The 21107-nt window shown below is 65.8% G+C and carries 19 protein-coding genes; 10 read left to right on the top strand and 9 right to left on the bottom strand.

Going from position 1 to position 21107, the window contains the following annotated elements; genetic code table 11:
- The first annotated feature begins 40 nt into the window (after positions 1-40).
- From ASC45_RS14225 to ASC45_RS14210, 4 genes are read left to right on the top strand one after another with little or no spacing between them, the layout of a single operon-like run.
- Positions 41-256, top strand: a complete 216-nt coding sequence (locus ASC45_RS14225; protein WP_055451693.1) for a type II toxin-antitoxin system Phd/YefM family antitoxin — start codon at positions 41-43, stop codon at positions 254-256.
- A gap of 27 nt (positions 257-283) precedes the next feature.
- Positions 284-697, top strand: coding sequence for a type II toxin-antitoxin system VapC family toxin (locus tag ASC45_RS14220; protein ID WP_055451692.1), 414 nt, complete (start codon positions 284-286; stop codon positions 695-697).
- 23 nt (positions 698-720) lie between these two features.
- Complete coding sequence (locus ASC45_RS14215; protein ID WP_055451691.1) at positions 721-2220, top strand: aminotransferase class I/II-fold pyridoxal phosphate-dependent enzyme; 1500 nt, start codon at positions 721-723, stop codon at positions 2218-2220.
- On the top strand, positions 2217-4058 hold the full coding sequence (locus tag ASC45_RS14210) for a polysaccharide biosynthesis protein (RefSeq protein ID WP_055451690.1): 1842 nt from the start codon (positions 2217-2219) through the stop codon (positions 4056-4058). The genes ASC45_RS14215 and ASC45_RS14210 overlap by 4 nt, the downstream gene beginning before the upstream one ends.
- A gap of 76 nt (positions 4059-4134) precedes the next feature.
- Here ASC45_RS14210 and ASC45_RS14205 read toward each other — a convergent pair whose 3' ends face one another.
- The gene (locus tag ASC45_RS14205) at positions 4135-5085 is read right to left on the bottom strand and encodes an IS110 family RNA-guided transposase (RefSeq protein ID WP_055451689.1); all 951 of its coding nucleotides are present in this window, start codon (positions 5083-5085) and stop codon (positions 4135-4137) included.
- Between the two features lie 486 nt (positions 5086-5571).
- On the opposite strand from ASC45_RS14205, the gene ASC45_RS14200 reads away from it, so the two are divergent.
- The 5 genes from ASC45_RS14200 (at position 5572) to minE (ending at position 9826) form a co-directional block, all read left to right on the top strand.
- Positions 5572-7089: a SulP family inorganic anion transporter gene (locus ASC45_RS14200; RefSeq protein ID WP_082454459.1), complete on the top strand. Its 1518-nt coding sequence runs from the start codon at positions 5572-5574 to the stop codon at positions 7087-7089.
- 49 nt (positions 7090-7138) lie between these two features.
- Positions 7139-7819 carry an ABC transporter ATP-binding protein gene (locus ASC45_RS14195; RefSeq protein WP_055451701.1) on the top strand — a complete coding sequence of 227 codons (681 nt, stop codon included), beginning with the start codon at positions 7139-7141 and terminating at the stop codon, positions 7817-7819.
- Between the two features lie 84 nt (positions 7820-7903).
- Positions 7904-8719 carry a septum site-determining protein MinC gene (gene minC / locus ASC45_RS14190; RefSeq protein WP_055451687.1) on the top strand — a complete coding sequence of 272 codons (816 nt, stop codon included), beginning with the start codon at positions 7904-7906 and terminating at the stop codon, positions 8717-8719.
- 19 nt (positions 8720-8738) lie between these two features.
- Positions 8739-9551 carry a septum site-determining protein MinD gene (gene minD / locus ASC45_RS14185; protein WP_055451686.1) on the top strand — a complete coding sequence of 271 codons (813 nt, stop codon included), beginning with the start codon at positions 8739-8741 and terminating at the stop codon, positions 9549-9551.
- 14 nt (positions 9552-9565) lie between these two features.
- Complete coding sequence (minE, locus tag ASC45_RS14180) at positions 9566-9826, top strand: cell division topological specificity factor MinE (protein ID WP_055451685.1); 261 nt, start codon at positions 9566-9568, stop codon at positions 9824-9826.
- Between the two features lie 318 nt (positions 9827-10144).
- Here minE and ASC45_RS14175 read toward each other — a convergent pair whose 3' ends face one another.
- The 5 genes from ASC45_RS14175 to ASC45_RS14155 all read right to left on the bottom strand — a co-directional run bounded on the left by ASC45_RS14175 (position 10145) and on the right by ASC45_RS14155 (position 17207).
- A complete protein-coding gene (locus tag ASC45_RS14175; RefSeq protein WP_055451684.1) occupies positions 10145-12601 on the bottom strand; it encodes an adenosylcobalamin-dependent ribonucleoside-diphosphate reductase in 2457 nt (818 codons plus the stop codon).
- Positions 12602-12710: 109 nt separating this feature from the next.
- Positions 12711-14141, bottom strand: coding sequence for a DNA recombination protein RmuC (locus tag ASC45_RS14170; RefSeq protein WP_055451683.1), 1431 nt, complete (start codon positions 14139-14141; stop codon positions 12711-12713).
- Positions 14142-14147: 6 nt separating this feature from the next.
- Positions 14148-15131, bottom strand: a complete 984-nt coding sequence (locus ASC45_RS14165; RefSeq protein WP_055451682.1) for a 2-hydroxyacid dehydrogenase — start codon at positions 15129-15131, stop codon at positions 14148-14150.
- A complete protein-coding gene (locus tag ASC45_RS14160; protein ID WP_055451681.1) occupies positions 15128-16558 on the bottom strand; it encodes a sodium:proton antiporter in 1431 nt (476 codons plus the stop codon). The genes ASC45_RS14165 and ASC45_RS14160 overlap by 4 nt, the downstream gene beginning before the upstream one ends.
- Positions 16548-17207 (bottom strand): LutC/YkgG family protein, encoded by a 660-nt coding sequence (locus ASC45_RS14155; protein ID WP_055451700.1) that lies wholly within the window; start codon positions 17205-17207, stop codon positions 16548-16550. The genes ASC45_RS14160 and ASC45_RS14155 overlap by 11 nt, the downstream gene beginning before the upstream one ends.
- A gap of 143 nt (positions 17208-17350) precedes the next feature.
- On the opposite strand from ASC45_RS14155, the gene ASC45_RS14150 reads away from it, so the two are divergent.
- On the top strand, positions 17351-18754 hold the full coding sequence (locus ASC45_RS14150; protein WP_055451680.1) for an APC family permease: 1404 nt from the start codon (positions 17351-17353) through the stop codon (positions 18752-18754).
- Between the two features lie 31 nt (positions 18755-18785).
- Here the strand turns inward: ASC45_RS14150 and pncB are convergent, their stop codons facing one another.
- From pncB to ASC45_RS14135, 3 genes are read right to left on the bottom strand one after another with little or no spacing between them, the layout of a single operon-like run.
- Positions 18786-20003, bottom strand: a complete 1218-nt coding sequence (gene pncB / locus ASC45_RS14145; RefSeq protein WP_055451679.1) for a nicotinate phosphoribosyltransferase — start codon at positions 20001-20003, stop codon at positions 18786-18788.
- Positions 20000-20269: a DnaJ family domain-containing protein gene (locus ASC45_RS14140; protein WP_055451678.1), complete on the bottom strand. Its 270-nt coding sequence runs from the start codon at positions 20267-20269 to the stop codon at positions 20000-20002. The genes pncB and ASC45_RS14140 overlap by 4 nt, the downstream gene beginning before the upstream one ends.
- Positions 20266-20997 carry a nitroreductase gene (locus ASC45_RS14135; protein ID WP_245610074.1) on the bottom strand — a complete coding sequence of 244 codons (732 nt, stop codon included), beginning with the start codon at positions 20995-20997 and terminating at the stop codon, positions 20266-20268. The genes ASC45_RS14140 and ASC45_RS14135 overlap by 4 nt, the downstream gene beginning before the upstream one ends.
- Between the last annotated feature and the right edge of the window lie 110 nt (positions 20998-21107).

The raw sequence follows: 21107 nt of genomic DNA, 5'->3' as shown, positions 1-21107 counted from the left end.
CAATGTACACTTCAATGTACATTTTGCCCGGAGCCCTGCCATGCGTGACACCACTTTCACCGAACTGCGCAACCACGCCCGCGCGTTTTTCGATCTGGTCGAAGCCGGCGAAACCGTGCGCGTGTTGCGCAAGGGCAAACCCATCGCCGAGATTCACCCGGTCGCGCCGCAAGTGCCCTCCTGGAAGCGACGAGCGGCCCGCCCGCTGCAGATTACGGGTGAGCAGATCAGCCGCGTCATTCTCGACCAGCGCTGAGATTCACCGCCTCTGCGCTGAGACACCATGCGGGTGTTCTTCGATTCCTCGGCCTTGGCCAAGCGCTATGTCGACGAAACCGGCTCGGCCGAGGTGCTGCGCTGGTGCGATGCGGCCAGCGTGCTCGCGCTGTCGGTCATCGCAGTGCCTGAGCTGATCTCCGCCTTCAACCGCCTGCTGCGCGCGGGTTGCATCGACGTGCAGCAGTACCGTACCGTGAAGGCCGACCTGCTCGCCGACATCGAGGATGCCCTGGTCTGCGACACCTCGCCCGACGTCGTCGGCCACGCCGTGCGCGCGCTCGAGGCCCACCCGCTGCGCGGCATGGACGCGCTGCACATCGGCGCCGCGCTGGCTTGCGAGGCCGAGGTGTTCGTCTCGGCCGATCAGCGCCAGTGTGGCGCAGCGCGCGCCCTCGGCCTGCGCGTCGTTCCTGTTTGATTGCCGTCTGATTCCCCGCTGCCATGTCCCCACTCCCACTCGCCCAACTTTGTCTGCCCCCCACCGCCACCTTGCACGAGGCGCTGGCGCGGCTCGATGCCACGGCGCAGGGCATTCTGCTGGTCACCGACACGCAAGGCCGTCTGCTGCGCACTGTGACCGACGGCGACCTGCGCCGCGCCGCGCTATCCGGGGCGAGGAAGGAAACGGCCCTGTCGTCCCTGCCTGCCCACCCGCCGCACACGGTGAGCCTGCAGGCCAGCCAGCGCGACGTGCTGGCGCTGATGGACGCACACCGCATCGACCATGTGCCGGTGGTGGACTCCCACGGGCGCGCGGTCGATCTGGTCACTCGGCGCGAGCTTTCGCAGCGCGTCTGGCTGTCGTCGCCGCATCTGGGCGAAGACGAAGTGGCGCTGGTGCAGGAGGCGTTCACCAGCAACTGGATCGCGCCGCTCGGCCCCCATGTGGACGCCTTCGAGCGCGAGCTGGCGGCGCTGGTGGGCGTGCAGCACGCTGCAGCCACGAGTTCGGGTACGGCGGCGCTGCATCTGGGGCTGCGGCTGCTGGGCGTCGGACCCGGCGATGTGGTGCTGTGCTCCAGCCTCACCTTCGTCGCCAGCGCCAACCCGATCAAGCAGCTTGGGGCTACACCGGTGTTCATCGATTCGGAGCCGCAGAGCTGGAATATGTCGCCGCAGGCGCTGGCTGCAGCACTGGAGGCGCTGCACGCCGAAGGCATCGCGCCCAAGGCCGCCGTGGTGGTCAACCTCTACGGCCAGAGCGCCGAGATGGACGCCATCGTTCCGCTGCTCGAGCGCTATGGTGTGTCCATGCTGGAGGATGCCGCCGAATCCCTGGGCGCGAGTTACAAGGGCCGCCCCAGCGGCAGTTTCGGCAAGCTCGCGGTGTTTTCGTTCAACGGTAACAAGATCATCACAACCTCGGGCGGCGGTATGCTGGTGGGCAACGACGCGACGCTGATCGAACACGCCCGCAAGCTCTCCACCCAGGCGCGCGAACCGGCGCGGCATTACGAGCATGTCGAAGACGGCTACAACTACAGGCTGAGCAATGTGCTGGCGGGCATAGGCCGCGGGCAGTTGCGGGTGCTCGGTCAACGGGTGCAGGCGCGCCGCGAGGTGTTCGCGCAGTATCGCGATGCGCTCGCCGCGGTGCCCGGTCTGCGCTGGATGGCCGAGCCCGAGGGGCATCGCTCCACCCGCTGGCTGTCGGCCTTCGTGCTCGAAGCCGACGATGCCCAGGCCCGCCGCGACGCCCTGCTCGACTTTCTCGAACGCCACAACGTCGAAGCCCGGCCAGTGTGGAAGCCCATGCATCTGCAGCCCTTGTACGCAGGCTGCCGCTACTTCTCGCATGCCCCTGGGCAAGACGTCAGCCGCGCGCTGTTCGAAGGCGGCGTCTGCCTGCCCTCGGGCTCGAACATGAGCGCCGCGCAGCGCACGCGCGTTGCCGAACTGGTAGCGCGCGGCTTGGAGCTGCCGTTGCGGAGCGCTGCATGAGATTCTCCAGTCGCGCCATCTGGCGCCCTGCGGCGGCCGACGCCGTTCTCGTCGCCCTCACCTGGCTGCTCGCCTTCCTGTTCCGCTTCAGCCTGCTGCGCAACGACGCGCCGGCCAATCTGGCGCAGATTCTCTGGATCAGCACCCCGCTGGCCGCGGCGGTGTGGGTGGCGGCGCTGGCCGGGCTAGGGGCGTATCGCACGCCGTGGCGGCACACCAGCGTGCCCGAGTTCAAGCGGCTGGCCTCGGCCATGATCGTGGCGGCGCTGGCGCTAGCGGCCGTGCTGCTGTTGCTGCGCCTGCCCAATTTCCCGCGCTCCATCGTGCTGCTGCATCCGCTGTTCGCGGGTGCCGCGCTGCTCGGGCTGCGGCTGGGCGCGCGCATCTGGGCCGAAGGGCGCCTCACCCGCTCCACCGCGCAAGGCAAGCCGCTTCTGGTCCTGGGCACGCTCGACGAAGCCGCGCGAGCGCTGCAAAGCCTGCGCTCCAGTAAGGGCTGGCAGGTGACCGCGCTCATCAGCCCGAACCGGGGCGAAGTCGGCCGCAGCGTGCAGGGCGTGCGGGTTGCCGGCAGCGTGGACGATCTGGCCCGGGTGGCGCAGGCGCAGGGCGTCGGCCACGCGCTGATCGCCAGCGAACCCGGCAGCCCCGCGCGCCGCGAGCTGCTGCTGCAGGCCAGCGATGCGCATCTTGCCCTGCTTACGCTGCCGCGCGCCGACGACTGGCTGCAAAGCGGCGGCAGCGGCGGCCAGACGCCGCGCCAGGTCGAGCTGGCCGACCTGCTGGGGCGCGCCGCCGTGCAACTCGACGTGCGTGGGCTCTCCGGTCTGCTCGCCGGGCAGGTGGCGCTGGTCACGGGCGCAGGAGGCAGCATCGGCTCGGAGCTTTGCCGCCAGATCGCGCGCTTCGGCGTGCGCCTGCTGGTGTGCATCGACGCTTCGGAAATCGCCATCTATGCGCTGGAGCAGGAGTTCAAGGCGCGCTTTCCCGAGCTTGCCGTGCGCTACTACACCGCCAATGTTCGCGAGCCCGAACGGCTCAAACATCTGTTCGAGCGGCACCGCCCCGCCGTGGTGCTGCACGCCGCGGCCTACAAGCATGTGCCCTTGATGGAAGACGACAACGCCATCGAGGCGTTGCGCACCAATGTGCTGGGCACGCTCAATGCCGCACGCGCGGCCACGGCCTGCGGCGCACGGCGCTTCGTGCTCATCTCCACCGACAAGGCGGTGAACCCGACCAATGTGATGGGCGCTAGCAAGCGGCTGGCCGAGCTGGTGCTGCAGGCGCACGCCGCGCAACACCCCGACACGCATTGCTGCGCGGTGCGCTTCGGCAATGTGCTGGGATCGAGCGGCAGCGTGGTGCCGCGCTTTGCGGCGCAGATTGCCGCGGGCGGCCCGGTCACCGTGACCCACCCGGAGATCGTGCGCTACTTCATGACCATTCCCGAAGCCGCACAGCTCGTGCTGCAGGCGGGGCTGATGGGCCAAAGCGGCGAAATCTACGTGCTCGACATGGGCGAGCCGGTGAAGATCGTGGATCTGGCGCGGCTGATGATCCGGCTGTCCAGCAAGACCGAGGACGAGATTCCCATTCACTTCACCGGCCTGCGCCCGGGCGAAAAGTTGTATGAGGAACTGCTCGCCGACGACGAAACCACCCTGCCCACGCCGCATCCCAAACTGCGCGTCGCCCGCCAGGCCGAGTTGGACGCCATCGATTTGCAGGCGCTGCAAATCTGGATCGCCGCCAGCGGCGCCGAACCGCCCGCGCAGATCAAGGCCAGGCTGCACGCCCTGGTGCCCGAGTACACGCCGCAGCTCGCAGGCTATTGATGCGGGGCGGTGCAGTTTGAAACTGCGCCGCCCCACCCCGGCCCTCCCCACGAGTGGGGAGCAACCGTGTTCAAAGTCAAGCTGGTTGCGGGTTCCAGGGGGCATTGTTTTTCAGCATGGCATTCATGGTGGTGAGGAGCTTGCGCATACAAGCGACGATGACGACCTTGGCAGGTTTTCCGGCCTGTTTGAGGCGTTGGGCAAAGGACTTGATCGTGGCGTTGCAGCGCATGGCCGAGAGGGCGGCCATGTACAACACCGCGCGCACATCCGCGCGGCCGCCCCAGATGAAGCGTTTGCCACGATGCGTGCCACTGCCGCGGGCCAGGGGCGCCACGCCGGTGAGCGCGGCAATCTCACGCCGGTTGAGCGTCCCCAGTTCGGGGCACTTGGCCAGCAGCGTCAGGCTGGTGACTGCGCCCACGCCGGGAATGGCCCGCAACAGATCATCCTTGGCCCGCCAAACCTCGGATGCGCGCAGACATCGGTGCAGATCGTCATCGACTTGGGCAATCTGTTTGTCCAGCCAGGCGATGTGCTTGTTCAAGCTCGTTTGCAAGGGCTTGGAGGCGGCCGTACCCAGTCGCAGCGCCTCTTGAACCCGCATCGCAATGAGCTGGCGCCGACGACTGACCATGTCGTCGAGCGCCCGCGTGTGCGCCTCTTTGAGCGGGCGCACCTGGGGACGAATGGCGCGGGCAAAGTCCGCCAGCATCGCCGCATCGACCCGGTCGGTCTTGGCCAGCCGTCCCGTGGCTTTGGCGAAGTCCCGAGCCTGACGCGGGTTGATGATGGCCACGGGCAACCCCGCCGCCGCGCACTCGCCGGCCAGACGCACTTCCAATCCCCCGGTGGCTTCCAGCACGATGAGCGTCGCTCGGGCCTCCTTGAGCATGGACAGCACACGCGCCAAACCCTCGTCGTCGTAGGTCACATGCAAGCGACGTCCACAAGGTGTGATAAACAAATCCAAGGTGGCTTTGGATACATCCACACCGACAAACTGTTCCACCAGGTTCTCGCTCATACCCATCCTTGCACAATGCGGGCTTATCGGCCCAAGCAACCGTTCGGGTTGTCCGTGAGAAACCGGCTCGACGCTCCTTGCTCTCCAACGGGCTTGGCGTCCCTGAGGGTGAACGAGCTGCCGGGCCGGGCTAAACACGCATCTTCCACCTTTTGCTTCGCGCTTGTTCAGCAAAATAAACATACAAGGGTGAGACCACACCTCCCGCGCGTGAGGGGGGTGGGAAGGGGAAGGCCGCAGCACACCTTTCCCATGAGCCCTTCATCCCACTCCATCTCGCCTCAGCTGGGACGATTCAGGATTCCGAGATTCCGGACGCGCTTGGTAGACTTTGCAGTTTCGTCGGCAAGCCGTTGGCCTAGCCCTTGAGTCAGGGCACGTCACGCTGCCCCTCGGCGAGTCCCCCTTGCGATTCGCCCCCTTTCGCTTCTCCGCCGTCCCTCACAGTTTCACGATGCTGTGCCCCCGATGGGCGCGGCCGCCGCCATGTCTGAAAACACTGCATTGATCAAAACCAATGTCCTCAGCGGACTGACCGTCGCGCTGGCTCTGGTGCCCGAAGCCGTGGCCTTCGCCCTGGTGGCGCAGGTCTCGCCCCTGACCGGGCTTTACGCCGCGTTCATCGTGTCGCTGATTACTTCGGTGTTCGGCGGGCGCCCGGGCATGATTTCGGGAGCAGCGGGCTCGCTCGCGGTGGTGATGGTGGCGCTGGTCGCGCGCCATGGCGTGGAGTACCTGTTCGCCACGGTGGTGGTGATGGGCGTGTTCCAGATGCTGTTCGCCGCGGCCCGGCTGGGCAAGCTCATCCGCATGGTGCCGCACCCGGTGATGCTGGGCTTCGTCAACGGGCTGGCCATCGTGATCTTTCTCGCCCAACTCGGACAGCTCAAGAGCCCCGGGCCGGACGGCGCCCTGCACTGGATGACGGGTGCGCCGCTGTTCACCATGATCGGGCTGATCGCCCTGACCATGGCCATCATCTACCTGCTGCCGCGGCTGACCAAGGCCATTCCGTCGCCTCTGGCGGCCATTCTCATCGTGGCGGGGCTGGTCGAGTTCTTCGGCCTGCAGACCAAGACCGTGGGCGACATGGGGTCGATCGGCGGCGGCCTGCCGAGCTTTCACATCCCGAGCGTGCCGATCAACTTCGACACGCTGCAGGTCATCGTGCCCTACGCACTCATTCTGGCCATCATCGGGCTGACCGAGTCGCTGCTCACCCTCAACCTGATCGACGAGATGACCGACACGCGCGGCCGACCCAACCGCGAGTGCATGGCGCAGGGCGCGGCCAATGTGGTGACGGGGTTTTTCGGCGGCATGGGCGGCTGCGCGCTCATCGGCCAGAGCATGATCAATGTGAACAATGGCGCGCTCAGGAGGCTGTCGGGCATCGTCGCTTCGCTGGCGCTGCTGTCGTTCATTCTTTTCGCGTCGGAGTGGATCGAGCGCATTCCGCTGGCGGCGCTGATCGGCGTGATGTTCGTGGTGGCGGAAAAGACTTTCGAATGGGGCAGCCTGAGGGTGCTGCGCAAAGTGCCCCGCGCCGACGCGCTGATCATCGTCGGCGTCACGGTGGTAACCGTGCTCACCGATCTGGCCGTCGCCGTGGTGTTGGGCGTGGTGATCGCTGCTCTGGTGTTCGCCTGGGAGCAGGCCAAACGCATGCACGCGAGCGCCTCAGTCAACGAGCAGGGGTGGAAGGTGTACGACCTCGAAGGCGCGCTGTTCTTCGCCAGCGCGGCGTCGTTTCAGGCGTTGTTCCAGCCCAAGACCGATCCGCAAGATGTGATCATCGATTTCGCCCACGCCACGGTGAAGGATCATTCGGCCATCGTGGCCATCGACACGCTCGCAGAGCGCTACCGGCAGGAAGGCAAGCGCCTGCACCTGCGCCACCTCAGCCCCGACTGCCGCGAATTGCTCGACAGGGCCGGCGACAGCGTGGAGGTCAATCTGCTCGAAGACCCGCGCTATCACGTCGCGGACGACAAGCTGGCGTGACGTTGGACTGGCTTGAACTAGCATGAGCCGCTTTGACCCGTCCTCCGCCATGACCCAACCCATCCTGCTGGCCGAACAGGTGCTCAAGCGCTACACCGAGGGGCCACAGCCCGTCGACGTGCTCAAGGACGTGAATCTGCGTCTCGACAGCGGGCAGACGCTGGCCATCATAGGGGCCTCGGGCTCGGGCAAGAGCACTCTCATGCATCTGCTGGGCGGCCTCGACCGGGCCGACGGCGGCCGCGTGCAGGTCTGCGGGCGCGACTGGGCGCAGATGAACCCCAAGGCGCAGGGCGAGTGGCGCAACGCGCATGTCGGCTTCGTCTACCAGTTCCATCACCTGCTGATGGAATTCAGTGCGCTCGACAACGTCGCCATGCCGCTGCGCATCCGCCGCACAAGGGCTGAAGCTGCGCACGCCGTCGCGACGCAGATGCTGAAGCGTATGGGTCTGGGCGACCGTCTGCAGCACCGACCGGGCGAGCTTTCGGGTGGCGAGCGTCAGCGCGTGGCCATCGCCCGTGCGCTGGTCACGCAGCCGCAGCTCGTGCTCGCCGACGAGCCCACCGGCAATCTCGACAGCGAAGCCGCCGCGGTGGCGCTGGACATGCTGCTCGACGTGGCGACGGCGCAAGGCGATGCCATCATCATCGTCACCCACGACGCCTCGGTGGCCGCGCGCTGCCAGCGCCAGCTTCGCCTGGTGAACGGCGTGCTGCAGGACGCCTGACGTCGCCCGGCGGCGCGGCGCACCGATCCACTACGATTGGTGGACTCCTTTCCTTCCGTATCTGCCGCTGCCTCGTGTTTGTCCATGTCCCGTTCCAAGACCACCTTGTTTGAACTCCGCAGCGGCGCCATCGACGCTGTGCATCTGGTGGTGAAAACACCCGACTTCGCCGCGCTGACCGATGCGCTGCAGCAGCGCTTCGACGCCTCGCCCGAGTTTTTCGCAGGCGAGGCCGTGGCCATCGACCTGCGCCGACTGGCCGACGATGCCGCCCTCCCGCTAGACGAACTCGCCACCCTGCTTCGGCGCTTCAAGATGCGGCCCTTCGGCGTGGTGGCGCTGGCCGCGCAGCAGACCTGGGCCGCCGCCAGCGACCTGCCCCTGCTCGACAGCCGTGATGTCGGTCGCGACACCCGCAAGCCCGCGGAAACCACGGAACCGGCCGACGCGGCCACCCCCGCCGCCGCCGATGCGATAGGCACCTCACCCAGCCCCGACGTCGCGGACAAGCCCGCGCCCTCCGCACCAACCGTCGCGACGGCGAAGGAACACCCGCCCGCGCTGCTGCCCACGGTGCTCATCGACCGGCCGCTACGCTCGGGCCAGCGGGTGTATTCCCCCGGCGACCTCATCGTGCAAGGCGTGGTCAGCCACGGCGCCGAGGTCATGGCCGAGGGCCATGTGCATATCTATGGCGTCCTTCGCGGCCGAGCCTTGGCCGGAGCGCGCGGCAACACCGCGGCGCGCATCTACTGCACTAGCTTCGAGCCGGAGCTGGTGGCCATCGCCGGCATCTACCGCACCGCCGAACAAGATCTGCCTGCGGGCGTGCGCGGCCAGCCGACCACCGTGCGGCTGCAGGGCGAACAACTGCTGATCGAACCCCTGGCTCTTAAGTAATTTTCAAAGGACTGAACTCATGGCGAAAATCATTGTGGTGACTTCCGGCAAAGGTGGCGTGGGCAAGACCACCACCAGCGCCAGCTTCGCCTCCGGCCTGGCCCTGCGCGGCCACAAGACCGCCGTCATCGACTTCGACGTCGGCCTGCGCAACCTCGACCTGATCATGGGCTGCGAGCGCCGCGTGGTGTACGACCTCATCAACGTCATCCAGGGCGAAGCCAAGCTCACCCAGGCGCTGATCAAGGACAAGCAGTGCGACAACTTGTTCATCCTGCCGGCCTCGCAGACCCGCGACAAGGACGCCCTCACCAAGGAGGGCGTGGAAAACGTGCTCAAGGAGCTCGACGAGATGGGCTTCACCTACATCGTCTGCGACTCACCCGCCGGCATCGAGAGCGGCGCGCTGATGGCCATGCACTTCGCCGACGAAGCCCTCATCGTCACCAACCCCGAAGTCTCGTCGGTGCGCGATTCCGACCGCATCCTGGGCATGCTGTCGAGCAAAACTAAGCGCGCCATCGAAGGGGCCGAGCCGATCCGCGAACATCTGCTCATCACCCGCTACAACCCCAAGCGCGTCAGCGACGGCGAAATGCTCTCGCTCACCGACATCCAGGACATTCTGCGCATCCAGCTCATTGGCGTGATTCCCGAGAGCGAAGCCGTGCTGCAAGCCTCCAACCAGGGCACACCGGCCATTCACCTCACCGGCACCGACGTCGCCGAGGCCTATCAAGACGTGGTGGCCCGCTTCCTCGGCGAAGACAAGCCCATGCGCTTCACCGACTATCAGAAGCCGGGCCTGTTCAAGCGCCTGTTCGGCGGTTGAGGGAGACACGCACCATGTCATTCCTCTCATTTCTCCTGGGCGAAAAAAAGAAAACCGCCACAGTCGCCAAGGAGCGGCTGCAGATCATCCTCGCCCACGAGCGCGGGGGAGCCGGCGCCCCCGCCGACTGGCTGCCGGCGCTGCAGCGCGAACTGGTCGACGTCATCTCCAAGTACGTCATGGTCGACAGCAACGACATCCAGGTCAAGCTCGAACGCCAGGACACGCTGGAAGTGCTGGAAGTAAAGATCGAGATCCCGCCGCGCGCGGTCTGACGAAGCGGGAGCGCCCGCCGCTACGGGGCGCTCGTGCTTCGTCCGGTAACGACGCCAGCCCCCTATTGCACGACTTTGTATGGCACAAATGGGGTCAGGTCTAACTTCGTAGCACGACCTTCCATTGAGGGACACCAACTTTCCCTCTCCCCGCACCGCATGACTTGCGCGGAGTCTGAAATTGGTTGAGTACTTCAACGCCAAACGGCTTGAAGTCTGCCACGTTGCGCGTGACGACGGTCAGGCTGCGCATGCGCGCGGTCGCCGCAATCATCGCGTCCTCGTAGAAGACAGCCTCCTGGCGGTAAGCGGGCCGGATTACCCGCAACTCCCGATATACCCGCAGTTCTCGCAGCGGTCGCAGCCATCGACGCGGCGCAGGAAGGGGCCGCCGCATTCGGGGCAGATGCGGCCGCTGGGCAGCAGGTCGGGCTTGGCTTCGGCGGATTCGAGGTCGATGCGCAGGGCTTCGGGGACGTGGGCGCGCTGTGCCAGTTGTTCCACCGGGCGTTCGCGGCCCTCGGCGTCGAGAAAGCCGCGTCGGCGCAGCAATTCCTGCAAGGCGTAGGCGATGGCCGCCACCTCGGATTGGTGGAAACGCGGCGCGCGGCTGCCGTCTGACTTGATGACCTCGCCAGAGCGCACCGGGCCTTTGTCCCACACGACTTCGCGCATGTTGAGCAGGCTCTTGGCGACCGATCCGCCCGAGCGCGCCACCAGCGACAGCAGCCGCATATTGGAGGCGATCCATTGCTGGCCTTCGTCGCGCTGGCCTGCGGGCATGAAAAACTCGATGGGCCGTTCGATGCGCACGGTCTCGCCGTTCGCCCTGCCCTCCACTTCGGCGAAGGAGACCGACAGATACACGGTCTTCTGCCCTTCGGAGGTCATGTAGCTGATCTTGCTGGTCACGGCCTGCAGATCGCCGGCGGGGCGGCCTTCGATGCGGCGGGTCAGCGGGTCGATGTCGCCCGTCGCTTGAACGGCGGCCGCTGCGGGCGCGGGCGCAGCGGTGGTAGACGCAGCTGGGGTGGGCGTGGTTTGCAGCACGGCGCCCAGCACGCTGTTGGGGCGGTAGGTGGCCAGCCCCTTGAGCCCGGCCTTCCAGGCCTGCAGGTAGAGATCCTTGAAGTCGTCGTAGGGGTAGTCGGCGGGGACGTTGACGGTCTTGCTGATGCTGGTGTCAATGAAGGGCTGCACGGCCTGCAGCATCTTCATGTGGTCGAGCGCGGACATCTCCAGGGCGGTGACGAAGGCGGGGGGCAACTGGGCCATATCGTGGCCCATGCTGCGGTACAGGCGCCAGGCGTGGTCGGCCACTTCGTACTCGCGGGTGGTGTTGTCGGCCATGCGCTTCTTGCGGGTATAGACCCAGGAGAAGGCGGGCTCGATGCCGTTGCTAGCGTTGTCGGCAAAAGCCAGGCTGATGGTGCCGGTGGGCGCCACGGCGAGCAGGTGCGAGTTGCGGATGCCATGCCGGGCGATGGTCGCGCGCAGGTCGTCGGACAGCCGCCGGGCGAAGCCGCTGTTGAGATATTTTTCTGCGTCGAACAGCGGGAAGGCCCCTTTCTCGCGGGCGAGATCGACCGAGGCGGCGTAGGCCGCATCGCGCAGGGCTGCGGCCATGTCGGCGGCAAAGCGGCGCGCGTCTTCGCTGTCGTAGCGCAGGCCCAGCATCACGCAGGCATCGCCCAGGCCGAGAAAGCCCAGGCCGACGCGGCGCTTGTTCTGCGCCTCTTCATGCTGCTCGGGAAGCGGCCAGTAGGTGACGTCGAGCACGTTGTCGAGCATGCGCACTGCCGTGCGCGTGGTGGCCTTGAATCGCTCGACATCGAAACGCGCCTGCGGGGTGAACGGCTCGCGCACGAAGCGGGTGAGGTTGATCGAGCCCAGGCAGCAGCAGCCATAGTCGGGCAGGAATTCCTCGGCGCACGGGTTGGTCGCTTCGAAGGTCTCGCAGTAATAGAGGTTGTTGTCGCCGTTGGCCGTGTCGAGAAACAGGATGCCCGGCTCGGCATGGTCGTAGGTGGACTGCATGATCTGATCCCACAGATCGCGGGCGCGCACGCTGCGATAGACCCACAGACCGTCGGCACGTTGATGCGCGCCCTCGGCAATCTGGTCGTCGCCCGGGCGGGCCTTGTGCACCAAGTCGATCTCGGCATCGCTTTCCACCGCCTGCATGAAAGCCGCGCTCACACCGACCGAGAGGTTGAAGTTCTTGAACGCGCCCTGGTCCTTGGCGTGGATGAAGGCTTCGATGTCGGGATGGTCGATGCGCAGCACGCCCATCTGCGCGCCTCGGCGGCTGCCGGCCGACTCCACCGTTTCGCAGGAGGCGTCGAACACCCGCATGAACGACAGCGGGCCGCTGGCACGGCTGTGGGTGCCGCCGACATGCGCGCCCACCGGGCGGATGCGCGAAAAGTCGTAGCCCACGCCGCCGCCGCGCCGCATGGTTTCGGCCGCCTGCGCCAGGGCCTTGTAGATGCTGGGCTTGCCGTCCTTGTCGTCGGACACCGAATCGCCGACGGGCTGGACGAAGCAGTTGATGAGGGTCGCCTGAATGTCGGTGCCGGCTGCGGACATGATGCGCCCGGCGGGCACGAAGCCCTCGGCCAGCGCCTTGAGGAATTCGCCCTCGAACCGGGCCGGATCGGCCTCCTTCGCGGCGAGCGCGCGGGCTACGCGGGCGTGGATGTCTTCGATGCTTTGTTCACTACCCTTGGCGTATTTTTCCGCCAGAACGTCGAGGCTGATGTCTTGTGCTTGCATGGTGTTTCGGCAATACAAAAAGCGCGCAGCGAAGCGCGCTGGCAATAGGAGATACGGAAGTGCCGCACGCGGGTCTTGAACCGGCGTGGGGCGTGTGATGTTGATGGATTTATAGCGGGTCTTCGACCTCGCCGGGGTCGACCTCGGTCAAACCCAGCAGGGTTTGAGTTTGATCAACGGGCAGGGCCTCGACGGTCTTGAGCTGCCGTGCCATGGCGCGGGTGCGCACTTCGGCACTGCCGATGGTGTTGCTGGCTTCATCGAGCTTTTTCCGGGTCTTGGCGAGCACCTCGCCGAATTTGGTGAATTCGGTTTTCACCGCGCCGAGCACCTTCCACACTTCGGTGGAGCGCTGCTCCAGCGCCAGGGTGCGGAAACCCATGTGCAGACTGTTGAGCAGGGCCAGAAGCGTGGTTGGCCCGGCGAGCATCACGCGGTGCTCGCGCTGCAACGCTTCGACCAGACCCGGCCGACGCAGCGCCTCGGCGTACAGCCCTTCGGTGGGCAGGAACAGAATGCCGAAGTCGGCCGTGTAGGGCGCGGCGATGTACTTGGACTGTATGGTTTTGGCTTCGTCGCGCAGGCGCAGTTCGAGCGCCTTGGCGGCGGTTTCCGCATCGGCCTTGTCGGCACGATCCTGCGCGTCGAGCAGGCGCTCGTAGTCCTCGCGCGGAAACTTGGCGTCTATCGGCAGCCACACCGGGCCTTCGCCCTTGCCCGGCAGGCGGATGGCGTATTCCACCCTGGCGTTGTTGCCGGGCACGGTTTCGACGTTCACGCCATACTGCTCGGGCGTGAACACCTGCTCGATCAGACCGGCGAGCTGGATTTCACCGAAGATGCCGCGCGATTTCACATTGCTGAACACCCGCTGCAGATCGCCCACGCCCTGCGCCAGAGTCTGCATCTCGCCCAGGCCACGGTGCACCAGCTCCAGCCGTTCGGCCACCTGCTTGAAGCTCTCGCCAAGCCGCTGCTCCAGCGTGGCGTGCAGCTTCTCGTCGACGGTGGCGCGCATCTGCTCGAGTTTTTTCTCGTTGTCGGCCTGCAGCTCGCGCAGGCGCAGCTCGACGGTGCCGCGCATCTCGGCCAGATTCTTGTCGGTCGCCTGGCGCAGCGCGTCGAGCCTTTCGGCGAGTTGGGTCTGCATGGCCTGCAGGCTCTGGGTGTTGGTCTGGGTGAGGTGGCCGACCTGCTGCACCAGGGTGTCGCCCACCGCCTTCTGCAGGTTCTGGAGCTGAAGTGCCACGGCGTCGAGCTGGGCGTTCTGCGTGCGCGTGCTCTCGCCCTGCTGGTTGAGCAGCATCTGCTGGAACTGTGCCAGCTGCCCGGCCTGCTCGGTGCGCAGGCCCTGACTGCTGGCTTGCACCGCGCCGCGCAATTCGCGCTCCAGGCGTTCGAGTTGCGGCGCCACCTCAAAGCCGATCTCGCGGCGAAGCTCGGCCAGGCCGCGCAGCCGCGCCAGCAGCGCCCAGCCCATGCCCAGCAGCACGAACAGCAGAAGCGCGACGACGACGAGCAGGATGAATTCGAGCGACATGAGCGTTCAGACGGGAGTGAGCGGCGGCCTGCCCTGCAGCACGGCGAGAAGATTGTCCACCGCGAGCCGGGCCATGGCGCGGCGGGTGGGCAGGCTGCTGCTGGCGATATGCGGGGTGAGCACCAGGCGCGGCGCGGCCAGCAGCACCGGGTTGACGGCGGGTTCGCCCTCGAACACATCGAGCCCTGCGGCACCCAGGCGACCGTTGTGCAGCGCCTGCGCCAGCGCGGCTTCGTCCACCACGCCACCACGGGCGATGTTGACCAGAGTCGCGCCGGGCTTCATCAGCGCGAGTTCGCCCGCGCCGATGAGGTGATATGCCTGCGGGCTGTAGGGCAGCGCCAGCAGCACATGGTCGCTTTCAGCCAGCAGGGCTGGCAGCGCGCGGTGCTGCGCACCCCCACAGTCGGCCTCGATAGCTTCGGACAGACGATTGCGATTGTGATAGAGCACGCGCATGTCGAAGCCGAGCGCGGCGCGGCGGGCGATGGCCTGGCCGATGCGCCCCATGCCGACGATGCCCAGGGTTGCGCCGTGAATATCGGCCCCGGCGAACAGATCGACGCTCCACTTGGTCCACTGACCTGCGCGCAAATAGCGCTCGGCTTCGCCGACGCGCCGCGCCGCCGCCAGCAGCAGGGCGAAGCCGAAATCGGCGGTGGTTTCGGTGAGCACGTCGGGGGCGTGGGTGACGATGATGCCGCGCGCCGCGCAGGCGGCGAGGTCGATGTGATCGACGCCCACGGTCATGGTGCTCACCACCCTCAGCAGCGGGCAGGCATCGAGCAAGGCAGCGTCGATGCGCTCGCTGCCGGTGATGAAGGCGCCTTGTTTGTCGGCCAGCCGCCGACGCAGCGTCTCGGGCGTCGAAATGGCGTCGTCGGGCGTGGCCTCCACCTCGGCCACCTCGCGCAACAGGTCGATGATGTCGGGAAACACCGCACGCGCGACCAGCACGCGCGGGCGCTCGGAATGTGCAACGGAAGTCATCGGAAAAACACCAGGGTCAACAGCACAAAGCAGGGCATCAGCACGGCGAACGACCAGCCCATGTAGCCAAAGAACGAGGGCATGCGCACGCCGCGGTGCTCGGCGATGGCCTTGACCATGAAATTGGGTGCATTGCCGATGTAGGTGACCGCACCCATGAACACCGCCCCCGCCGAAATCGCCATGAGGGTGGTGGCCTGCGCCATGAGGTGCGCGGCGTCGCCTCCGGCGAGATTGAAGAACACCAGATAGGTCGGCGCGTTGTCGAGAAAGGACGACAGCCCGCCGGTGAGCCAGAAGTACGCCGCTGCGATGGGCTGGCCATGCGCGTCGGACGTCAGCGCCACCAGCGGGGCCAGCGCCCCGCCGCTGCCCGCGCGAAGAATCGCAATCACCGGGATGATGGTGAGGAAGATGCCGAGGAACAGCTTGGCCACTTCGATCATCGGCCCCCAGTTGAACTGGTTTTCATGCCGCGCCTGCCAGGGCGTGGTGAGCAGCGACAGCAGGGCCACGACGATCAGCACCACGTCGCGCGTGAGGTTCTGCAGGTCGAGTTGCTGGCCGAGGATGGACACGGTGACACCCGGTTTCCAGATGCCGCTGTGCAGCACCGCGGCGACGATGACCAGCAGCCACAGCAGGTTCCACACGCCGATGAGGCCCAGCGGGCTGTCGGGCGTGGGGTCTATGGACCTGCGTTCGGCCTCGCGGCTCCAGAACCAGCGGTCGAGCAGATAGAACAAGGCCAACAGCAGCCCGCACAGCAGCGCCGTGGGAGCCAGCAGGTGGCGCAGCGTCCAGAAAAAATCCACCCCCTTGAGAAAGCCGAGGAACAGCGGCGGGTCGCCCAGCGGCGTGAGCGCGCCGCCGGCATTGGCCACCAGGAAGATGAAGAACACCAGCACATGCGCGTTGTGACGGCGGGCATCGTTGGCGCGGATGACCGGGCGCACCATGAGCATGGCCGCCCCGGTGGTGCCCATGAGGCTGGCCAGCACCGTGCCGATGGCCAGCAGCAGGGTGTTTTGCCCCGGACTGCCGTGCAGATTGCCCCGCACCGCGATGCCGCCGCTGACGGTGTAGAGCGCGGTGAGCAGAATGACGAAAGGCAGGTATTCGTGCAGCAGAGTGTGCAGCGCGGCGTCAAAGGTGGCCTGCACGCCGAAGCTGGCGGCAAAAGGCAGGAGAAACAACGCGGCCCAGAGCGCGGCAATCTTGCCCTGATGGTGATGCCATACCTTGGCGGCGAACAGCGGCATGAGAGCGATGGAAAGCAGCATTGCGGCGAAGGGCAGCCCCCACCAGAGCGAGAGCGTGGCGGGGTCGGGGCCATGGGCCGTGCCGGCCGAAGCGCCCAGGGGCACGAGCCCCAGCAGCCCCACCATGCCGAGCCGCACGGCGCGGCGCGCGGCGTCAGTGCGCATCGACGATCACCACATGCACGCGATACGGGCCGTGCGCGCCCAGCACGATGGTCTGCTCGATGTCGCCGGTGCGCGACGGCCCCGACACCGTGGACAGCGCGCGCGGCAGCTCACCCAGTTCGGTCCGCAGCAGCGCGTAGGCGTCTTCCAGCGCGGGCACGATGCGGCTGGCCGGTACGACGGCGATATGCGTTTCCGGCAGCAGATGCGTGGACGCCGGCGTGGCAGGCGAACTCGCCAGCACCAGCGAGCCGGTCTCGGCCACCGCGCAGAAGCAGCCGGTGATGCCCAGCTTGTCTTCGTCACGCGGGGGGCGATATTCCAGCGTCATCCCGGCCGCGGCCCAGGGGTAAGCGGCCAGCGTATCCCAGGCCACCCCATGCAGCGGCAAGCCCTGTTCGCGCAGATAGGTCGCAACGGTGGCAGGCACGTCCTGGACGGTTGCGACCCTGGCCACGCTGGTCTGCAGCGCCTGCGCCTGCGTGCTGAACTCCGCGACGAGATCGGCAATCGCTGGCTGCGGCCCGCGCACATGACGGCCGATGTCGACCTCGACATCAGCGGCCTCCATGTCATGCTGCGCAGCGGGGCGCCCCTGACGGGCTCGAATCTGCGCCAGGATCGCGGCGCGGGCGGTGTCGGTGTTCATGGAGACCATTCTAGGAGGCCGTCTTCATTGCAAGGCTTTCAACTGATGGACGATTTGTTACCAAATCTGACCAATGGTCATGCCTTTGGTTTTTATGCTGGGTAACTGCCGTTCACATAAAACACTGACTACACGGAGACACCATGCATACCCCACAACAAGGCGCGCGACTACAGCGTAACGCGCTCGGTCTGCCACAGATCGTGGCATCCACCCTGGCCAATATCGCGCCCGCGATGAGCTTCTATTTCGGGTTCGGCACTATCGTGCAAGGCGCAGGCGTAGCGGCGCCGCTCACCATCATCGCCGCCATGGTGGTCGTGCTTTTTCTGACCAATACTCTGGCAGAGTTCTCCAAATTCCGGCCCAGTACCGGATCGTTCGTCACGTTCATTGGCATGGGATTCGGTCCTGTTGCAGGCGCCGCCGCTTCGATTTTCGTCGTCTTCGGCTACGTCATCGGCGCCTCGGCCGTCGTGGTGATTTCCGGAGGATGGGCGCACGACACCTTGCATGCATTTCTCGGCCTGAACATCCCTTGGCAAATCCTAAGCATCATCTCGGCCCTGATCGTCGGAATTCTCGTATCGAGAGGCATTGGCCTCTCCACACGATGGGCAGCAGTGTTCTTCTATTTCGAACTCGTCCTGCTTTTGATCGGAGCCATCATCATGTTGGTGGAGAACCGGCAGTGGATCAATTTGTCGCCTTTCTCATGGTCGCAGCTCGCGGGGGGCTTCAAAGGTCTGAGCCTGGGGTTTCCGTTGGCGATCTACCTGTTCATAGGCTGGGAAAACTCCGCCATGCTGGCAGAGGAAACAAAAGATCCCCGCGCCAATGTTCCGCGTGCCTTGCGTTCATCGACGCTGGTCATCGGGGCGCTGTACGTGTTTCTCGCTTACGCGACTGAAATTGGCTTTCATCACGACGTCAAAGCCATCAGCGCTTCGGCAATCCCCTTTGTCGATGCGCTCAAGGCCTCTGCCGCAGCACTGCTCATCGTGGCTTATCTTGCCGGAATGAGCAGCATCTTTTCATCGCTGATCGGCTTGACCAACTCTCAGGCCCGCATTTTGTTCAATTCCGGGAGAGAAGGCCTCCTGCCCAAATTCTTTGGGCGCGTTCATGCCAAACATCAGACGCCTCACATGGCAATGTGGACATTCATCGCGATTGCAGTGTTGATCGTCGTAGGCTTTGGCAGGAACGTTCACCCCGTTGATCTTTTCGGCTATGCGGCCACGTTGGGAACGATTCCTATCATTCTCACCTACCTGATCACCAATCTTGCGCTACCCATCTACATGCGCAAACACCATCGTGCCGAATTCCGGTTTGGTCGCCACTTTCTTCTGCCCGCTCTGGGAACCGCGCTGATGCTGATGCCCTTGTGGGGCTTGGTCGAACCGGGGCAGCCAAAGCCTTTCAACCTCTTTCCCTACGTCGCGATCGTTGTTCTCGTCGTGTCTTTGATCTACGGTTTGATATTGACCCGCAAGAATCCCCAGCTCGCCCTGAGCATCGGAAGCTTCGTGGCAGACGAGTAAGGCTACCGAGCCCAACTCAAAGAAGCTGGGGTCAACCATCCTCGGCATCGTGCTCGACGAGCTGGCTCTGCGGAATCTGAAAGACTTCGCGCAGATAGGCCAGATACGCCGGGTCGTCGCACATATTCTTGCCCGGCGCGTCGCTGACCTTGGCGACGGGCTGGCCGTTGCAGCGGGTCATCTTAAGCACCATCTGCGGCGCCTCGAAGCCGAGGTCGTGCATGAGGTTGGTGCCGATGCCGAAGGCCAGGCCGACGCGCTGGTGGAACTGGCGGTACAGCGCGATGACCTTGGGGATGGTCAGCATGTCAGAGAACACCAGGGTTTTGGTGCGCGGATCGACGCGGTGCTTCGCGTAGTGCCCGATCATCTGGTCGCCCCACGAGAACGGATCGCCCGAGTCGTGTCGGGCGCCGTCGAACAGCTTGCAGAAATAGAGGTCGAAATCGCGCAGAAAGGCCTGCAATCCATAGACGTCGGCCAGGGCGATGCCCAGATCGCCGCGATACTCCTTGGCCCACATCTCGAAGGCGAAGACCTGGGTGTCGCGCAGGCGCGGGCCCAGCGCCTGGCAGGCCTGCAGGTATTCGTGCGCCATGGTGCCCAGCGGTGTGAGGCCCATTTCCTTGGCGAGCAGTACATTGCTGGTGCCGGCCAGCTGCGGGCCGAGACCGGTCTTGAGCCGACCGAGCACCTGCGCCTGCCAGCGCCGCGAATAGCGGCGGCGGGTGCCGTAATCGGCGATGCGGCAGTCCTGCAATTCGGAGGTGCGCAGCAGGGCGATCTTGTCGTCGAGCCGACGCAGACCTGCCTGCAGATCGGCGTCGGCATGGGCATGCCGGGCGTAAACCTCGCTGACGATGGCCAGCACCGGGACCTCGAACAGGATGGTGTGCAGCCAGGGGCCCTGGATGGTGATGTCGATCTCGCCGCGCTCCCGCGCCGCCGGATCTGCCGCGGGCGTGGCGCGGATGCGCTGGCGGTTCAGCCGGAAGATTTCCAGGAAATCGACGAAGTCGCTCTTGATGAAGCGCAGGCTGCGCAGATAGTCGAGTTCCTCGGGCAGGAACCGCAGGGTGCAGAGGGCGTCGAGTTCGGCATCGATCTCGGGCAGGCGCGAGACCAGATCGACCCCAGGGGTGCGGCATTTGAAACGGTACTCGACCTGCGCACCCGGAAAATGATGCAGCACCACCTGCATCATGGTGAATTTGTAGAGGTCGGTATCGAGCAGGGATTCGATGATCATGGCTTGGAATCATTCCGACGCTGACTTGCCAGCGCCTTGGCCCAGAGCAGACGCAGCGCGGCGCGTTCGCGGCGATCTTGGTCGGTGTGGGCCTGCGCGCGACGGGCGCGGTCGAGCAGTTCCAGGCCCAGCCTGGCCTGGGCGTCGAGCGCGGCGTCGCGCACGGTCAGATCGAGCGGCAGGCCAGCGCCGGGCAGGTTGTCGAGCTTGCCTTCCTGCACCGCCTGCGCGATGCGGGTCTCGCCGATCCAGGCCAGCGCGTTCATGCCTCGTGAAACCGGGTGAATTCGGCCACCGGCGCGCGCTCGGTCACCAGCTTGTTCTCGACCGCTTGCGGGTCGGCCCAGCCCAGCGCCATCCCGCAGACGACCTGCTGCGTGGCGGCATCGAGTTTCAGTTCGTCTTCGATGACGCGGTGAAAGGTGGTGAAAGCCGCTTGCGGGCAGGTATCGAGGCCGCGTCCGCGCGCGGCCACCATGATGTTCTGCAGGAACATGCCGTAGTCGAGCCAGCTGCCCTGCTCCATCACCCGGTCGATGGTGAAGATCAAGCCGACCGGGGCGTCGAAAAACAGGTAATTGCGTCCGTGCTGTGCGTGCATGGCGGCCTTGTCGCCCTTGGCGATGCCCAGCAGACCATACAGATCCCAGCCGACCTTGCGGCGCCGGTCGATGTAGGGCGAGCGCCACTCGCGGGGGTAGTAGGCGTACTCGTCGGTGTGCTGTGCCGCCTGCACCGGGTCGTCGTAGGCAGCGAGGATGCACGCCGACAGCCGCGCCTTGGCCTCGCCCGTGAGCACATGCACCTGCCAGGGCTGGGTGTTGGTACCGGAAGGCGCGCGAGAGGCGACTTGCAGGATGGCCTCGACGGTTTCGCGCGAAACCGGAGTCGGCAAAAAGCGCCTGACGGAGCGGCGCGAGGTGATGGCGGCATCGACGATGCGATGCAAGTCGTCGCGTGAGGGTTCTGCGGGCATGAGGATCGTTGTCGGCATGGGTTCGGGTTCGCAGGCCAAGTGGGTTCAGTCTATCCCCCCGAAGCAAGCGCCGCCCGGCACCGGGTTTGGGGGTGGGCAAGGTCTTTGGGGCACTTCATCATTCGAGC

Source organism: Thiomonas bhubaneswarensis, from assembly GCF_001418255.1.
Lineage (GTDB): Bacteria > Pseudomonadota > Gammaproteobacteria > Burkholderiales > Burkholderiaceae_C > Thiomonas > Thiomonas bhubaneswarensis.
Note: the sequence above shows the minus strand (reverse complement) of the source record. Positions and strands in the feature narration are given on the sequence as shown.

Excerpts from the sequence above, each read along its gene's own strand:
- minD (WP_055451686.1), top strand. The coding sequence starts at position 8,739 with ATGGCGAAAATCATTGTGGTGACTTCCGGCAAAGGTGGCGTGGGCAAG.
- ASC45_RS14215 (WP_055451691.1), top strand. The coding sequence starts at position 721 with ATGTCCCCACTCCCACTCGCCCAACTTTGTCTGCCCCCCACCGCCACC.
- minE (WP_055451685.1), top strand. The coding sequence starts at position 9,566 with ATGTCATTCCTCTCATTTCTCCTGGGCGAAAAAAAGAAAACCGCCACA.
- ASC45_RS14140 (WP_055451678.1), bottom strand. The coding sequence starts at position 20,269 with ATGAACGCGCTGGCCTGGATCGGCGAGACCCGCATCGCGCAGGCGGTG.
- ASC45_RS14160 (WP_055451681.1), bottom strand. The coding sequence starts at position 16,558 with ATGCGCACTGACGCCGCGCGCCGCGCCGTGCGGCTCGGCATGGTGGGG.
- ASC45_RS14175 (WP_055451684.1), bottom strand. The coding sequence starts at position 12,601 with ATGCAAGCACAAGACATCAGCCTCGACGTTCTGGCGGAAAAATACGCC.
- pncB (WP_055451679.1), bottom strand. The coding sequence starts at position 20,003 with ATGATCATCGAATCCCTGCTCGATACCGACCTCTACAAATTCACCATG.
- ASC45_RS14205 (WP_055451689.1), bottom strand. The coding sequence starts at position 5,085 with ATGAGCGAGAACCTGGTGGAACAGTTTGTCGGTGTGGATGTATCCAAA.
- ASC45_RS14195 (WP_055451701.1), top strand. The coding sequence starts at position 7,139 with ATGACCCAACCCATCCTGCTGGCCGAACAGGTGCTCAAGCGCTACACC.
- ASC45_RS14150 (WP_055451680.1), top strand. The coding sequence starts at position 17,351 with ATGCATACCCCACAACAAGGCGCGCGACTACAGCGTAACGCGCTCGGT.
- ASC45_RS14165 (WP_055451682.1), bottom strand. The coding sequence starts at position 15,131 with ATGACTTCCGTTGCACATTCCGAGCGCCCGCGCGTGCTGGTCGCGCGT.
- ASC45_RS14170 (WP_055451683.1), bottom strand. The coding sequence starts at position 14,141 with ATGTCGCTCGAATTCATCCTGCTCGTCGTCGTCGCGCTTCTGCTGTTC.
- ASC45_RS14155 (WP_055451700.1), bottom strand. The coding sequence starts at position 17,207 with ATGAACACCGACACCGCCCGCGCCGCGATCCTGGCGCAGATTCGAGCC.
- ASC45_RS14210 (WP_055451690.1), top strand. The coding sequence starts at position 2,217 with ATGAGATTCTCCAGTCGCGCCATCTGGCGCCCTGCGGCGGCCGACGCC.
- minC (WP_055451687.1), top strand. The coding sequence starts at position 7,904 with ATGTCCCGTTCCAAGACCACCTTGTTTGAACTCCGCAGCGGCGCCATC.
- ASC45_RS14200 (WP_082454459.1), top strand. The coding sequence starts at position 5,572 with ATGTCTGAAAACACTGCATTGATCAAAACCAATGTCCTCAGCGGACTG.
- ASC45_RS14220 (WP_055451692.1), top strand. The coding sequence starts at position 284 with ATGCGGGTGTTCTTCGATTCCTCGGCCTTGGCCAAGCGCTATGTCGAC.
- ASC45_RS14225 (WP_055451693.1), top strand. The coding sequence starts at position 41 with ATGCGTGACACCACTTTCACCGAACTGCGCAACCACGCCCGCGCGTTT.
- ASC45_RS14135 (WP_245610074.1), bottom strand. The coding sequence starts at position 20,997 with ATGCCGACAACGATCCTCATGCCCGCAGAACCCTCACGCGACGACTTG.